The following is a 15,398-nucleotide window of genomic DNA, read 5'->3' on the forward strand; positions in this document are numbered from 1 at the left end:
GCTTTACATGTCCAACCTCCGTCCGCTTGCCATTGCCCTGGGCATCAGCCTGGTCACCCTGGTCGCTGCTCCCGATGCGCACGCCGCGCCGAAGAAGAAGGCCGCCGCGCGTGCGCCGGCCGTCAGCGCCCAGTGCAGCGACTTCTACGAGGCCACCAATGCGACCTGGCTGAAAGCCAATCCGGTGCCGCAGACCGGTGCCACTACCGCACTGGGCCAGCTTGCCGACCGCGCACGCCAGCAGCAGCGTGAACTGCTGGATGGCGCGATGACCGCGCCGCAGGGCAACGTGCAGAAGCTGCTCGGCGACTTCTGGGCCAGCGGCCTGGACGAAGCCGCCGTGGAAGCCGATGGCTCCAACCCGATCGCCCCGCTGCTGACCCGCATCAACGCGATCAAGAAGGCCAAGGACGTGCCGGCCTCGATCGCCGCGCTGCACCAGGTGGGCATCCCGGTGGCCTTCAACTTCGCCCCGGACGTGGACCTGAAGGCACTGGACCGCCACATCGGCTACTTCATGCAGGGCGGCATGGGCCTGCCGGACCCGGCGTTCTACACCCGTACCGATGCCGACACCGTCGCGCTGATGGCGCGCTACCGCACCTACGTCAAGCAGGTGCTGGCGCTGACCGGCACCCCGGCGGACAAGCTCGATGCCGAATCGCAGTCGGTGATCGCACTGGAAACCGAACTGGCGCGCAATGCGCAGTCGCTGGCTGGCATCAACAACCCGTTCAACAACTACGCGCCGATCTCCACCAAGGAGCTCAACAGCCGTTACCGCAACCTGCAGCTGGAAGCCTTCCTGAAGGCACAGGGCGTCAATGACGACCTGGTCTCGCTGTCCGATCCGGCGCTGTTCAAGCAGCTCGACGGCATGGTCACCCGGCTCAAGCCGGAGCAGTGGAAGGTCTACCTGCGCTGGCGCGTGGGTGATGCGATGGCCCCCTACCTGTCCAAGGCCTACCGCGATGCCGAGTTCGAGTTCCGCGGCCGCGTGATGCGTGGCCAGACCCTGCCGCCGGCACGCTGGGAGCAGGTGCTGGATGCGATCAACGTCGCCGCCGGCCCGATGGTCGGCCGCGAGTACGCCGCCAAGCATCTCTCGGCCGACGACCGTCGCAAGGCGGCGCTGGTGGTGGACAAGATCCGCGAAGTGCAGATCGATGCGGTCAAGCGCAGCACCTGGATGAGCGATGAGGCCAAGACCGAAGCGCAGGCCAAGCTGGCCGCGCTGAAGATCGAGATCGGCACCCCGCTGCGCGATCTGGACTACACCGTGCAGCCGATGGGCCGTGGCAGCTTTGGCGGCAACATGCTGATCGCCTCGACCTGGCGCCACCGCGAAGAGATGAAGCGCATCGGCAAGGGCAACGCCGACCGTCGCTGGGACGTGCTGCCGCAGCAGCCGGCCCTGGCCTACGACATCGCGCAGAACCGCCTGATCGTCACCGCCGCCGTGCTGCAGGGCCCGGTGTTCAATGCCAAGGGCGATACCGCCGACCTGTTCGGCAGCTACGGCGCGCTGGTCGCGCACGAGCTGACCCGCGCGATCGATGCCAAGGGCGCGCTGGTGGATGCCAAGGGCGAACTGCGCAGCTGGTGGACCCCGGCCGACAAGACCGCCTGGACCCTGTTCGGCAACCGCGTGGCCGCGCAGTACAGCGGCTATGACTACCCGGGCGTGAAGGGCGCCAAGGTCAACGGTGAACTCACCCGTGAAGAGAACCTGGCCGACCTGGCCGGCCTCGAACTGGCGTGGGAGGCCTACAAGGCCGTTGAGCCGGCCGCCAAGCCGGCCGCACAGCAGGGCTTCTTCCGTGCCTGGGCGAGCCTGTGGCCGCAGCAGCTCTCGCCGAACGTCGCCGCCCAGCGCCTGAGCTCGGACATCCTGGCCCCGGGCCGCTGGCGCACCAACGGCCCGCTGTCCAACCTGCCGGCCTTCGGTGCCACGTTCACCTGCAAGCCGGGCCAGCCGATGCAGCGCGTGGACAACGACCAGATCAAGGTCTGGCGCTGAGCCCCGCTGCACAGCAGAAACGAAAAGGGCGCCCACTGGGCGCCCTTTTCATTTAACGGGGACGGAGGTGGTTATTGACTACCTCCGTCCCTGTTATTTGCCTTACTTGATGCTGCGCAGATGATTGGGCCGCTTCGGCGGGCCCGGCGGTCGCCGGTTCTTGAACGGCGGTTGGCCGCGCCAATAGCGGATCAGCAGCCAGCCGAACAGCATGCCGCCCAGGTGGGCGAAATGGGCCACGCCCGGCTGCCAGCCGGTGGCGCCCAGCATCAGCTCCATTGCACCGAACACGATCACGAACGTGCGCGCCTTCATCGGGATGGGCGGGAACAGCAGCATCACCCGCTGGTTGGGGAACAGCATGCCGTAGGCCAGCAGCAGGCCGAACACACCACCGGAGGCACCCAGCACCGTGGCCGGATCGGCCAGCATCATGCCGACCACCAACTGGCACAGGCCGGCGCCAGCGACACACACCAGGTAATAGGTCAGGAAACGCTTCTCGCCCCAGGTCTGTTCCAACGGCGCGCCGAACATGAAGAGCGCGAGCATGTTGAAGAACAGATGGCCGAAGCTGCCATGCAGGAAGCCATAGGTCAGCAGCTGCCAGGGCTGGAAGTTGCCGCCGGGCGAGAACGGATCGAAGCCGCCGCCCAGGGGCTGCAGCATGAAGGGCTCGAACGTGGCATTGCCGAGCAGGAACGGCTGCTGCAGCAGGAACAGCACGGCGTTGGCGATCAGCAACGCTTTGGTGACGGTAGGCAGGCGGGGAAACATGGGGGCATCCGTTGGAACTGCCTCCATCATAGCCGCAGCACCCCGCTGCGATCTGCGCGCCAGCGCCCGCGTTCAACCCGCAGGCAGCGTCAGCCCGGTCCCCACAGGGCGGCATCCAGATCGTTGGCACCGGCCACCGGCATTCCCTTGACCCGGCCGCGCTCCACCACCACGCCCTCGGCACGCAACCGCTGGCTCTGCTCCTTCCAGCCGGCCGAGCCTTCCGGCATCGCGATGCGGCCGTCCGAGCGCAGCACCCGGTGCCACGGCAGAGCTGGATCGTCATTCATGCCGAGCACGCGTGCGGTCAGCCGCGCCCTGCCCGGCAGCCCGGCCTTGGCGGCGACCTGGCCGTAGCCCATCACCTGCCCGCGCGGAATCGCATGGATCACCGCCAGGATCCGCGCCCGTGCCTGTGCGGCCGCGTCATCGCCCATGGCAGCGGCGTTCACGCGCGGACCCGGCTGACCAGCAGCACGCCGAGCAGGACCAGGGCCGTGCCGAGGATCTGCCACGTTCCCATGGGTTCGTCGAGCAGCCATAGACTCATCACGATGGTGGAGACCGGACCGAGCATACCGACCTGCGCGGCCAGCGACGAGCCGATCCGCTTCACCGCCAGCATGATCGCCATCACGGGCAGCACCGTGCAGACCGTCGCATTGATCAGCGACAGCCAGTACACCGGCGGGGGTGCCTGGCCCAGGGCGGACATCGGGTGCAGCACCGCGAAGTGCAGCACGCACAGCACGCAGGCTACGCAGCTGGCGTAGGCGGTCAGGCGGATCGCGCCGATCCGGGCCACCACCTGGCCGCTGCCGAACAGATACAGCGCATAGCTCAGCGCGCTGGCGAACACCAGCGCACTGCCCAGCACGATGCGCCCGCCTTCCAGCTGCAGGTCATGGCCGAACGCCAGCAGTACGCCGAGGTAGCTGAGCACCAGCGCGGCCACCTGCCAGCGGCCGGGGCGCTTTTTCAGCAGGACCAGGCTGATCAGCAGCACCAGGGTCGGGTTCAGATACAGGATCAGCCGTTCCAGGGTGACGCTGATGTACTGCAGGCCCTGGAAGTCCAGCAGGCTGGACAGGTAGTAGCCGGTGAAGCCCAGCCACACCACCCGCCCACGGTCGCCCCAGGACAACGCCGGCGCGCGCCGTGCCGACCATACCGCCAGCACCGCGAACAACGGAAAGGCCATCAGCATCCGCAGTGCCAGCAGCGTGGTGGCATCCACGCCGTGCCGGTACGCAAGTTTGACGATGACCGCCTTGCCCGAGGCGGCAATGGCCCCGATCGCGGCCAAGGCGATGCCGCCGGCGGCGATGCGACTGGAGGACGTGGGGAACGAGGAAGCGGGTGACGACATCAGGACGGCGAACAGCCGCACGGAGGCGGCTGGGCAGCAGGTGGGGCGGCCATTGTCGCATGCTGGCGGCGGGTGTTTTGTGCCGGTAGACCCTGCAGGAACGGCGCTCCGAGCCTGTTTCAACGGCGGAAAGGGCTCGGCCGACCGACAGACCCGGCGCCTGCGGAAGGCTGTGCCGCTTCGTGCGCGGTTGCCACGCATGGCGTGGCACTACCTGGATCCCGGGCGCGGCTTCGGCGGCGACACGCCGCTGGCGCGCTTTCAGCGCATCAGTACGACTTCTTCTGCCGAGGTCGGATGGATCGCCACGGTGTCGTCGAACTGGGCCTTGGTCACGCCCATCTTCACCGCCAGGGCAAATCCCTGCAGGATTTCATCGGCGGATTCGCCCAGCAGGTGCACACCGACCACGCGCTCCTCCTCGCCCACGCAGACCAGCTTGAACACGCTGCGCTGGGTGCCGTCGGCCAGCGCCTGCAGCATCGGGCGGAAGTTGCTGCGGTACACGCGCACGTCGCCGTACTTCGCACACGCCTCCTCTTCACTCAGCCCCACGGCGCCGAGCGCCGGATGCGAGAACACCACGCTGGCCACGTTCTCATAGTCCATCTTCGCCTGGGGCTGGCCACCGAACAGGCGGTCCATCAGCTTGCGCGCCGCGGCGATCGCCACCGGGGTCAGGCCGACCTTGCCGGCGATGTCACCCACCGCGTGCACGCTGGGTACCGCGGTGGTCTGCCACGCATCGACCTCGACCTCGCCCTTGTCGCCCACCACCACGCCGACCGCCTCCAGCCCGAGATCGGCACTGTTGCCGCGCCGGCCGGTGGCAAAGAACACGGCATCGAATTGGCCATCCGCGGGTCCATCGTGCCCGAACGCCACAACGGCATCGCCGTCACGGCGCAGCTCGCGCAGGCGGTAGCCGAAGTGGACCTGCACGCCTTGATGGCGCAGATTCTCGGCAAGTTGTCCGGTGAGTTCCGCATCGAAGCGCTCCAGCAGGCGCTCGCCACGGACCAGCAGGGTCACGCGGCTGCCAAGGGCCTGCAGCAGCCCGGCCAGCTCGACCGCGATGTAGCCGCCGCCGACGATCGCGACGCGTTCGGGCGCGCTGCACAGGTTGAAGAAATCATCGGAGACCAGGCCAAGCTCGGCGCCGGGAATGTCCGGGCGCTGCGGATGCGCACCGGTGGCGATCAGGATGTGCGCGGCGCTGATGCGTACACCATCGCTGCATTCCACGGTGTGCGCGTCGACCAGCCGACCACGGCGCGGCACGCGCACCACCTTGTTCTCATCCAGGCGCTTGAGATAGCTGGCATGGATGTTGGCGATGTAGGCCTGGCGGTGTACCACCAGTTCTTTCCAATCCAGCGAGGGGCGTACCGGGACATCGAATCCCATCGCCGCGGCAAGGCCGATGCGTGCAGACAGATCGGCGGCCAGCCACATCGCCTTCTTGGGGACACAGCCGACATTGACACAGGTGCCACCGAGTTCGCCCGGCTCCAGCATCGCCACCCGCTGCCCATGCTGCGCAGCGCGGAAGGCCGCGGCCAGGCCGCCGGAACCACCGCCCAGCACGATCAGGTCATAGTCGTATTGCGTCGTCATTGGCATCGCTCAACTCGGTAAGGGGCAGGATCGATCGCCGGCGCGCGGGCAGTTGATCAGCTCTGCCATCAACCGCCGGTGCCGCCGCTCATGCGCATTCCCAGCATGCCATGACCGACCGCGATCCAGACGTGAGGGGCTGGGCGCGACGGGTCAGGTCCGGCGCAGCGGCGGCCACTGCAGATAGGTCATCGCGCGCCAGATCCACTCCAGCGGCCCGAAGCGGAAGCAGCGCAGCCACACATGGCTGATGCCGACCTGCAGCGCGAACAGCGCCAGCGCAAAGGGGATCTGCCACAGCCGGGGCATCGCCTCGAACGCGCCCAGTCCGTATCCATAGAACACCCAGGTGCAGACCAGCGACTGCCCGATGTAGTGGGTCAACGCCATCCGCCCCATCGGCGCCAGCAACTGCAGCCGCGCGCGCCAGTGCACGATCCAGGCCAGGTACCCCAGGCACATCAGCAGCCCGGCCAATGCACTCACGGCGTAGGCCACGCCACCGGCAAGATCCAGCGTGCCAGGGGCCTGGTACGGATGCCAGATTGCACTGCCCAGCATCAACACCAGGCCGACCGGCAGGGCGATCCAGCGCAGCCGCGCATACAGCCGCGCGAACCGTTCCGGCTCGGCCAGCGCGCCGCTACGGGCGAACCAACTGCCGATCAGGAACATGCCCAGCACTTCCGGACCGATCACGAAGATGCCCGAGAGCATCGCGCCGAGGTCGCGCAGGCGTTGGCCGACGGCCTCGCCCCACGTGCCGTGCGCGTACGCCTGCCGTTGCAGTTCGATCGTGCGCTGGGCCTGGGCGATCGCCTCGCGCAGCGGGTCCTGCGCGTGCTCCATGCTGGCCATCCAACTCATCAGTGCACCCAGCACCAACACCAGCCCGGCCGCGCCCAGGTAGCTGATCGCGCCCATCGCCGGCAGCCAACTGCGCGGCGCTTCGCGGCAGGCGAGCAACAGCAGCGAGATCAACGCGTAGATCACCAGGATGTCGCCGGACCACACCAGCAGCGCATGGCACAGGCCGATCAGCAGCAGGGCCGCGCTGCGGCGCAGATAGAACGGTGCGAACGCGCGGCCAGCCGTTTCGGCGCGCTGCGCCATGACGGAAAAGCCGGCCCCGAACAGCAGCGAGAACAGGGTGAAGAACTTGCCCTGGACCAGCACGTAGATCGCCGCGTCGGCCCAGTAGTCCGCGCCCTGCCAGTGCGGGTCGATGCCGGTGAAGGACAGGTCCAGCGGACCGCTGAACGCCTCCATGTTCATCAGCAGGATGCCCAGCAACGCGAACCCGCGCAGGATATCGATGACGGCGATGCGCTCATGCGCGCCCACCGGCTGCAAAGGAGAAGAAGCTGCGTTCACAGGCAATCCGCTGACCAGGTCCGTCATTATGCCGTGCGCACGGCGGCCTGCCGCGGAAACGAAAACGGCCCGCCGAAGCGGGCCGTTGGATCAACGAGGGGGCGCAGCACTCAGTGCTGGTGGCCGCCGTCGCCGTGCACGTGGCCGTGCTCGATTTCTTCCTTGCTGGCTTCGCGCACGTCGACGATCTCGACGTTGAAGTGCAGGTCCTTGCCGGCCATCGGGTGGTTCAGGTCGACGTCGACCACGCTCATGCCGACCTTCTCAACGGTCACCGCGCGCGGGCCGAAGTTGGTCTGCAGCACGACCTGCTGGCCCGGGACCAGCTTGCTGGTACCGAAGTGCTTCTTGGGCACGCGCTGGGTCAGGCCTTCGCGGCGCTCGCCGTAGGCGTCGGTCGCCTTGACGTCCACCTCGAAGGTGGCGCCGGCTTCCTTGTCCATCATGGCGTTTTCCAGGCCCGGGATGATGTTGCCGTGGCCGATCAGGATCGCCAGCGGATCACGGTCCCTGGAGCTCTCGATCGGCTCCTGGCCCTGCTCGGCGACGGTGTAATGGAAACGGACGACGCGGTCTTTTTCGATCTTCATGCGCAACTCTGGTCTGGAGACTGCCGAGGGCAGACGGGTGAGGCGGGTTGTGGCCTGCCGGATACGCCGCCATCATGACGGCCTTCTAAGGTCGCGCATTATCCGGACAACATGCACATGACGCCAGTTTCGCGCCTGACCCGCCTGCCCGGCCACGTGGCCCTGCTGGCGATCATCGCCCTGCTGAGCGCCTGCGGCGGCGGCAAGACCACCCGCCCGGCCCCGCCGCCCGCCCCGGCCCAGGTCTGGCCCAGCGTCACCCCCAACGACCCGCAGGCCGCCAACTCGGTGCTGATGCGCGCGATCGGACTGGTCGGCACGCCCTACCGCTATGGCGGCAACACCCCCGAATCCGGTTTCGACTGCAGCGGCCTGGTCGCGTATGTGTACCGGGAAATGCTCGACCTGCGCCTGCCGCGGACCTCGCGCGATCTGGCCGCGGTGCAGGGGCCGAAGATCGACCCCAAACGACTGGCACCGGGCGACCTGGTGTTTTTCGGCGACAGGGGCAACGTCTTCCATGTCGGGATCTATGTGGGTGAAGGGCGCTTCGTGCATGCCCCGAGCACCGGGGGCACGGTCCGGCTGGACTCGCTCGGCGGCCCCTATTGGAAGGACCACTACACCGGCGCGAAACGCGTCCTTAACTAAGCTGAACAGGGGTAAGGTACAAATTTGTGACGCGAATCACATAGTTGTAAACGAAAAATTAACGGAATTTGTACCTAATCACTGCGCTTACACGGCATCATCACCCATCGTTTTTATTCAGTGACCGCCGCGTGACGACAGACGACCTGACTTGCAAAGGCCAGACCGCCGCAACCCGGCGACGTGCCCGACCCGCTTTCCTCGCTGCAGCGCTCTGCCTGGCCAGCCTTCCGGCCTGGGCGCAGTCCGCACCGACGATCGCCCCCGAAGCTTCTGCAACCCCTGTCACTGTTGCCCCCGATTCCTCCGCGCCGGCCAAGCCCAAGGCTGATGCGCCGGCCCGCAGCAAGGCCGATGCCGCTGCCAGCGCCACCCTCGCCGCCCTGCTTCCGCACCTGGCGGCCAACGACACCATCCCCCTCATGGACCGTTCGGCGATGTTCGCCGGCGATCTGAGCCGCCTGCTCGCCAATTACGATGCCAGCACCGGCGCGATTACCGTGGCCGGCGACGCCGCCGAAAACGGCAAGGTCCAGTCACTGCTGCGCCGTGCGATGACCCTGCTGGGCACCCCGTACCGTTGGGGCGGCACCTCGCCGGACAGCGGTTTCGACTGCAGTGGCCTGGTCGGCTATGTGTTCCGTACCGCACTGGGCGTCGAGCTGCCGCGTGTCTCGCGCGAAATGGCCCATGACGGCGCCGCCCAGCTGATCAACGACCGCAACGCCCTGGCCGCTGGCGACCTGGTGTTCTTCGGCCGCAAGGGCCGTGTGGACCATGTCGGCATCTATGTGGGTGAAGGCCGCTTCCTGCACGCCCCGAGCACTGGCAAGGACGTCCGTGTGGACAGCCTGGTCAGCGGCTACTGGGGTGGCAAGTTCATGCAGGCCCGCCGCGTCGACCTCTGAGCCGCCCTGCGGGACCACCGGATCGAAGGCCGCTGCCCTGCAGCGGCCTTTTTCGTTGGGCCGCGGAAGTGGCCGCTGAGCGCCCCAACCCGCGTTCCCTTCTCTGTCACGGTCTTTTTCCCGACCGGCGACGCGCCCGGCGCACACGTGCTGCGGCGGGGGACGGACCCGGACGTGGGGCGGCACGTCCGTGGCAACCGATCAGGCAGCAGATACCGCCCGCGATTCCTGTCGACAAGGTGACGCATGGCGGCTGTCCCCGATTTTCCTGCCCGGTGTGTGATCTGGTTTGGGCAACCCCTCGCGCTTGAACGGGCAACGCTGGCTGCGGCCGGCTGGCAGGTCCGCAGCGTGGCCCCCGAACAATGCGCCGGGATCGGCATGCGCGGCAGCGACCAGGTGGTCGGCCTGCTGGACCTGCGCACGGTGGTGCCGGCCAACCTGGCCCACCTGCAGCAATTGCTGGTCGATCACCGCCACATGAGCCTGCTGGCGCTGTTGCCTGCTGCGCCGCTGCGCTCCTCGCCGGTGCTCGATGCGCTGCTGGCGGCGTGCGTGGATACCTATGCCGCCCCGATCGACCTGCCGCGCGTCGTGCAGCGGCTGCAGCAGCTGGCCGGCGCCGAATCCCTGCCCGCCGCCCACGGCCCGCAGTCCCTGATCGGCGACAGCGCGGTGCTGCAGGTCACCCGTGCGGCCATCCGCAAGTACGCGCCGGTGGACCTGCCGGTGCTCATCACCGGCGAGACCGGGACCGGCAAGGAACTCGCCGCCCAGGCGCTGCATGCGCTGTCGGCACGGCATGCGCGCCCGTTCCTGGCAGTGAACTGCGGCGCCATTCCGGCTGCGCTGGTCCAGTCCGAACTGTTCGGCCATGAGCGCGGCGCCTTCACCGGTGCGGCGACGCGGCGCCTGGGCCTGTTCGAATCGGCCAGTGGCGGCACCGTGTTCCTGGACGAGATCGGCGACCTGCCGCTGGATGCGCAGACCAACCTGCTGCGGGTGCTGCAGGAAGGCACGGTCGAACGCGTCGGCAGCAACCGGCCGCTGGAGGTCGATGTGCGCGTGCTCGCGGCCACGCACGTGGATCTGGAGAAGGCGGTCGAACAAGGCCATTTCCGTCGCGACCTGTTCTATCGGCTCAATGTGCTGCGCCTGCCGTTGCCGCCGCTTCGTGAGCGCGGCAGTGATATCGCACTGCTCGCCCACCATTTCCTCAGCAGCTTCCGGCATCGCCATGTCACCCGCGCGCGCGGCTTCACGGCCGAGGCGGTGCAGGCGCTCGAACGCTTCGGCTGGCCGGGCAACGTGCGCGAGCTGCTCAATCGGGTCCAGCGTGCGGCGATCGTCAGCGATGCCGAGCTGATCACGGCGGCGGACCTGGAGTTGAGCCAGCCGCTTCTGGCCAGCACCGAACGCGGCCTGCACGGCGCAAAGCAGATCGCCGAACGCGAAACGCTGCTGCATGCACTGCGCCAGCACGATTTCAACGTCACCGCCTGCGCCCGTCACATGCAGGTCTCGCGGGTGACGGTCTACCGGTTGTGCCGCAAGCACCAGCTCGCGCTGCCCGAACTGCGTTGAGCCGCACGGCGCAGCGAGTGAGCGGGCGCGCTCACAGGCTGTACGGCACTTTGAAGGCCAGGGTGAAGTCCGGTGCATCCGGGGTCAGGCCGATACCCAGCAGGCTGACCAGGGTGGTTTTCTGGTTGAGCGCATAGGTGATGCCCAGGTTGAGCGTGCCTGCATTGGCGTCGCTGCCGATCACCTTCAACCACTGCCCGTTCTTGTAGCGCGTGGAGGCACGCGCGCTCAGCTTGTCACTGAAGGAGATGCTCAGGCTGGTGCGCTCATTGAACGCGAACGCCACGCCGGCGCCGAAGTAATAGGAGCCTCCAAGCTTCACGTCGCCCGGGTTGGTGGTGTCCGGGTTGGCATCAATGTCATCGAAGCTGCGCGGGAAGGAATGGATGTAGCCGATGTTGGCGAACAGGATCGCCGGGTCGGCGGTCTTCACGGCCGACAGGCCGACGTTGGCCTGCCACACGCCGTTGCCGGTCGGTTGCTGCTCGGGCACGGCAAAGCGGATGAAGTCATCGTCATCGCGCTCGAGCACCTTCCAGTCCAGCCCGTACGGCGCCCGCCCGGTCGGCGCGGTCGCGCCCACGGTGAGCACGGTTTCGGGAAGCCGCCCGCGCTCGGCGAACAGCCGGTAGTTGGCGCTCAGGCCAACGTCGCCAATGCCGTTGCCCGTGGTCTCTTCCTGCGCGATGGCCGCGGCCGAGCCACCGGCACCGCCCTTCTGGAACACCGTCTTGCGCGCCAGGTACGGCACGTCCAGGTTCAAGGTCAGGCGCGGACTGATGCCCCAGCGCGCGGCCAGGTTGTAGGTCAGCGTGTCCGACTCCACGTTCTCGATGGCGATGTTGCCGAGGAAGATCGCATCCAGCGCCAGGAAGCCGTTGAGGCTGAGCTGCTTGCGGTCGTAGCGGGCGTAGGAAAGGCTGTTTTCAATCGTGAAGCGGCGGCTGAAGAGTGCGGCCTGCTGCTGTTTGACATCATCCACGCTGCGCCGCGACTCCTGCTTGGCCTGCTGCGCTTCGGCCGCCGAGCTGGCATAGCCATCGGCACTGGCCGGTGCGGCCGGGGTGCCCGCCGGCAGGGCCTGCTGCGGGGGAGGCGCGCTGGAGGCCACCGGCGCGGTCTTGCCGGTCAGCCGTGCCTGCATGGCCTGCACCTGCATGTCCAGTTCGCGCAGGCGACGTACTTCCTGCGCGTAGTTGGCCTTGAGGCTTTCCAGCTGCGCCATCAGTGCCTTGACGTCGGCCTCGTCAACCGGCGCAGGCTGTTGCGCCTGCGCCTGGGCGGACGCAGCCGCCATCAGTGCCAGCGCCGCCAGCGCCAGCGGTGTTGCGCGGATCATCGTGTGCATTGCCTTGGCCCACTGTTGTGTTGACGCTCCCCCTGCCGTGCCGATGGATCACTGGCCCGGCCCCATGCCTACCCCGCGTACCAGCGTCATCGCCTGCGCCACGTTCTGGTTGAGCGGCACGTTGTTGGCCATTGACTGCCTGACAAGGTCGATCTGCAGCCGGTTGGTGACCGACTGCCCATCACTGCCCAGCGCGATGCTCTGCCCGACGCTGCCGTTGCGGATCCACTGCTGGACCGCGCCGACACCCTCGATCTGCAGCTGCACCTTGGCCGTGTTGCCTTCCAGTTGAGCCAGCGCACTGACCCCGCCCTGTTGCACGGTGGCCAGGTTCACGCCTTCGCCGGTGGGCGTTGGCGCGGTGCCATCGCGCACGGTCAGCTGGGTGGCGTTGCTGGCCAGGTTGCCGTCACCGGCGACCTGGATGCTCTGGCTCAGGCCGGCCACGTTCTGCAGGCCGCTGGCGTCCACGCTGCGCCCGGGTGTCACCGGCAGTGGCGCATCCGCAGCGGTGACACTCACGCTGGGCGCGAAGCTGATCTTCGGCGTGTTGCCGCCGTGGCTGAAGTCCATGCCCAGCTTCAGCGCGCTCTGTGCCGACTGCCCACCGGCGGTCTGCCATTGCGAGACCATGGTGACGCCGAACCACGCCACAGTGTTGCCACCAACGGTGTAGCGGCCACGCATGAGGTTCAATTCCGGATCGGGGATTTCGCTCAATCCCTTGCCGGGCCGGCTGTCGTCGGCATGTGCCGGTGCGATGCCCAGCAGGGCAAGCAGCACGATGCCGGGCGTCCAGGTTGCGATGTTCATGTTGCCTCCTTAAAACAGATCGGCATGGGTGAATCCGAAATCGACCAGTTCCGCGTCGGTGATCGGTCCCTGCCTGGCGTACAGCGAACGGGCACTCGGCCGTTCACCGGGCTGCAGCAGCACCGTGTTGCGATCGAAGTCACTGCCGATCACGACAAACACGGCGCGCGACGGCCACGCCTGGAGAAATTCGCTGACGGGAATGCTGCGGTTGCCCAGGATCGGGTCGGCCACATCCACCACATCGCCACGGACCTGCTTGAGGACCACGAAATGGCGGAAGCCCCGCACATCCATCAGCACCAGCCCGGGCACGCGCAGTGAGCGCAGGCGCTCTTCATTGACGCGGTAGCCGCGTCCACGCATGCCCATCGATTCGACATAACGCTTGATGTCCAGCAGCGAGAACCCGCGCTGGTGGACCAGTTGTGGATCCGAGACCCCCATCATCCCTTCGATCACCGTGCCCTCATCCGCCTCCAGGTGGTAGGCGTAGCGCAGGATCGTGGCCAGGGCTGCCGCCCCACAGCTGTAATCGGTGTGTTGCCTTACCACGTTGCGGAAGCGCCGTTCCTGCATGCTCTCCACGCGCTGGGTGAGCACCGCCCCGTTGGGCAGCACCCCGCTGAAGCCGATGTCGCCGGCCCGCACCAGGCCGATGGGCATCATCAGCATCGACAGTGCCCAGGCCAGCATCCAGGTGCGCATACGTGTGGACATGGTCTACTCCGGCTCAGGAAGGAGCCCCTGCCCCAAGGGGGAGAAGGGACAGGGGCTCCCGGGGAGCCCGGTCATTGGCGGATGACCGGGTTTGTTGCGCTCAACGCGTACTGCCTGCGAAAACGGACAACCTTCTTACTGTTCCGGACCGCCGCCGCCACCGCCGCCGGTGGAGGGCTGCGCAACCGCCAGGGCCAGGCTGTTGGCCTGCAGGTTGCCGGTACCGGAGGCCACGTTCACCCCGATGTTGCCGGAGGCGCCGGAGAACGCACTGCCGGACAACGCCGCGGTGTTGGTCGCATCCACGTTCACCCAGCGGGTGGTGGAGACGGTGCCGCTCAGGCTCGCGTAGAGATCGGCCACGCCCAGTTCGACGAACTGGCTGGTGCCGCGCTCATCGGTATCGAAGGCAATGCCGCCCACGCCCGGACGATTCGGGTTGGCGGTGGCATTCTGGATATCGCTATCCAGATCGATGTGGCCGTTCGCGCTGCCGCTCGGGTGATCCAGCGCGCCGCTCCAGCTGTCCAGGTAGTAGTTGTCTTTCTGGTAGGCACTACCCGTGCCGCTGTAACGGCCCGCCCCCACTGCCAACGTGGCGCCGGCGACGCGACCGCTCAGGTTCACGTCCACGGTGTCGGTCATCGACTGCAGGTAGCCGGCGTTGCTGACGGTGTTGCCGGAGGACACCTGGTTGGAGCTGATGCTCGAGGTCGCATAGGCGCTGGTGGCGACCGATGCGGCGAGCGCGTTCTTCTGCTCGTTGTTGTTGCCGGAAGCGACGTTGGCGCCGATGTTGCCGGACGCACCGCTGAAGGCATTGCCACCCAGGCCCGCAGCGTTGGTCACGCCGGAGTTGATCGTGGTGTTGCCACCGCCGAACTGGTTGACGAAGACTTCCGCATCGGCCATGCCGAAGCTGAAGGAGGCATCGGCGGCGGACAGCGAGGCGGCGTTGTCCTGCGCGTTGTTGTCACCGGCAGCAACGTTGAAGCCCAGGTTGCCGGAGGCATCGGCACCGACGTCGTCGGCGATCGAGGCGCTGTTGGTCACCAGGCTGTTGCCGGCCAGATTGTTGGTGACCGACTGGCGGTTGTCGATGACGGCGATGGCGGCCGAATCAATGTCGATCGAGCCGGTGATTTCCGGATCACCCGAGAAGCTGATGTCCGAGCTCAGGCGCAGGTCCTTTTCAATGTTGACGTCGACGCCGTGGTTGTTCTTTTCCTGGCGCTCGTCAGCCTGGATGTTGCTGTTCTTGTTGACGTTCTCGGTGACGTTGCGGTTGCTGGTCACGTTGCGGTTGCTGGTGACGCTGGTGTTGCTCGTCACGTTGTCGTTGATGGTGGTGTTGGTGGTGCTGTTGTTGTTGCGGGTGTTGTTCCAGGTCCGGTTCCAGGTGCGCGAATCGGTATCGGTGTTGGTGGTGGTATTGGTTTCGGTGTTGGTATCGGTGTTGGTGTTGGTGCGCGTTTCAGCCACGTTGTGCAGGTGGTTGATGTTGGCGCTCTGGTTCTGGTTGTCGCGGTCATTGCCCCAGCCATTGGCGCCGGCGGAGGCGGATGCAGCGGCGACGGCGATGGCCAGTACGGTCCGTTTCATGTTGGTGTTCATGGTGCCCTCTCTC

General features: G+C 67.1%; 14 protein-coding genes. 4 read left to right on the top strand and 10 right to left on the bottom strand.

The window, feature by feature from the left end; translation table 11 throughout:
- Positions 1–7 precede the first annotated feature (7 nt).
- The gene (locus BIZ42_RS03990) at positions 8–2,020 is read left to right on the top strand and encodes a M13 family metallopeptidase (protein WP_070425610.1); all 2,013 of its coding nucleotides are present in this window, start codon (positions 8–10) and stop codon (positions 2,018–2,020) included.
- A 102-nt stretch (positions 2,021–2,122) separates the two neighbouring features.
- Here the strand turns inward: BIZ42_RS03990 and BIZ42_RS03995 are convergent, their stop codons facing one another.
- The 6 genes from BIZ42_RS03995 to BIZ42_RS04020 form a co-directional block, all read right to left on the bottom strand.
- Positions 2,123–2,797 carry a rhomboid family intramembrane serine protease gene (locus tag BIZ42_RS03995; protein WP_070425611.1) on the bottom strand — a complete coding sequence of 225 codons (675 nt, stop codon included), beginning with the start codon at positions 2,795–2,797 and terminating at the stop codon, positions 2,123–2,125.
- Positions 2,798–2,886: 89 nt separating this feature from the next.
- Positions 2,887–3,234, bottom strand: coding sequence for an MGMT family protein (locus BIZ42_RS04000; protein WP_019182636.1), 348 nt, complete (start codon positions 3,232–3,234; stop codon positions 2,887–2,889).
- An 11-nt stretch (positions 3,235–3,245) separates the two neighbouring features.
- Positions 3,246–4,166 (bottom strand): DMT family transporter, encoded by a 921-nt coding sequence (locus tag BIZ42_RS04005; RefSeq protein ID WP_070427440.1) that lies wholly within the window; start codon positions 4,164–4,166, stop codon positions 3,246–3,248.
- Between the two features lie 261 nt (positions 4,167–4,427).
- Positions 4,428–5,783 carry a glutathione-disulfide reductase gene (gene gorA / locus BIZ42_RS04010; protein ID WP_070425612.1) on the bottom strand — a complete coding sequence of 452 codons (1,356 nt, stop codon included), beginning with the start codon at positions 5,781–5,783 and terminating at the stop codon, positions 4,428–4,430.
- Between the two features lie 153 nt (positions 5,784–5,936).
- On the bottom strand, positions 5,937–7,184 hold the full coding sequence (locus tag BIZ42_RS04015; protein ID WP_070425613.1) for a DUF418 domain-containing protein: 1,248 nt from the start codon (positions 7,182–7,184) through the stop codon (positions 5,937–5,939).
- Between the two features lie 83 nt (positions 7,185–7,267).
- A complete protein-coding gene (locus BIZ42_RS04020; protein ID WP_019182632.1) occupies positions 7,268–7,747 on the bottom strand; it encodes a peptidylprolyl isomerase in 480 nt (159 codons plus the stop codon).
- Positions 7,748–7,858: 111 nt separating this feature from the next.
- Here BIZ42_RS04020 and BIZ42_RS04025 point away from each other — a divergent pair, with 111 nt between their 5' ends.
- From BIZ42_RS04025 to BIZ42_RS04035, 3 genes are all read left to right on the top strand, one after another.
- A complete protein-coding gene (locus tag BIZ42_RS04025) occupies positions 7,859–8,398 on the top strand; it encodes a C40 family peptidase (RefSeq protein WP_070425614.1) in 540 nt (179 codons plus the stop codon).
- Positions 8,399–8,544: 146 nt separating this feature from the next.
- Positions 8,545–9,306, top strand: coding sequence for a C40 family peptidase (locus BIZ42_RS04030; RefSeq protein WP_235318920.1), 762 nt, complete (start codon positions 8,545–8,547; stop codon positions 9,304–9,306).
- A 246-nt stretch (positions 9,307–9,552) separates the two neighbouring features.
- Positions 9,553–10,890, top strand: coding sequence for a sigma-54 dependent transcriptional regulator (locus BIZ42_RS04035; protein WP_046273254.1), 1,338 nt, complete (start codon positions 9,553–9,555; stop codon positions 10,888–10,890).
- A gap of 31 nt (positions 10,891–10,921) precedes the next feature.
- Here BIZ42_RS04035 and BIZ42_RS04040 read toward each other — a convergent pair whose 3' ends face one another.
- From BIZ42_RS04040 to BIZ42_RS04055, 4 genes are all read right to left on the bottom strand, one after another.
- Positions 10,922–12,238 carry a hypothetical protein gene (locus BIZ42_RS04040; protein WP_019182628.1) on the bottom strand — a complete coding sequence of 439 codons (1,317 nt, stop codon included), beginning with the start codon at positions 12,236–12,238 and terminating at the stop codon, positions 10,922–10,924.
- Between the two features lie 48 nt (positions 12,239–12,286).
- The gene (locus BIZ42_RS04045; RefSeq protein WP_070425615.1) at positions 12,287–13,051 is read right to left on the bottom strand and encodes a hypothetical protein; all 765 of its coding nucleotides are present in this window, start codon (positions 13,049–13,051) and stop codon (positions 12,287–12,289) included.
- 9 nt (positions 13,052–13,060) lie between these two features.
- Positions 13,061–13,747 (bottom strand): C39 family peptidase, encoded by a 687-nt coding sequence (locus BIZ42_RS04050; protein WP_026069689.1) that lies wholly within the window; start codon positions 13,745–13,747, stop codon positions 13,061–13,063.
- A gap of 159 nt (positions 13,748–13,906) precedes the next feature.
- Positions 13,907–15,373: an adhesin gene (locus tag BIZ42_RS04055; protein ID WP_237393557.1), complete on the bottom strand. Its 1,467-nt coding sequence runs from the start codon at positions 15,371–15,373 to the stop codon at positions 13,907–13,909.
- Positions 15,374–15,398: the final 25 nt, after the last annotated feature.

Source organism: Stenotrophomonas sp. LM091, from assembly GCF_001806305.1.
GTDB lineage: Bacteria > Pseudomonadota > Gammaproteobacteria > Xanthomonadales > Xanthomonadaceae > Stenotrophomonas > Stenotrophomonas bentonitica_A.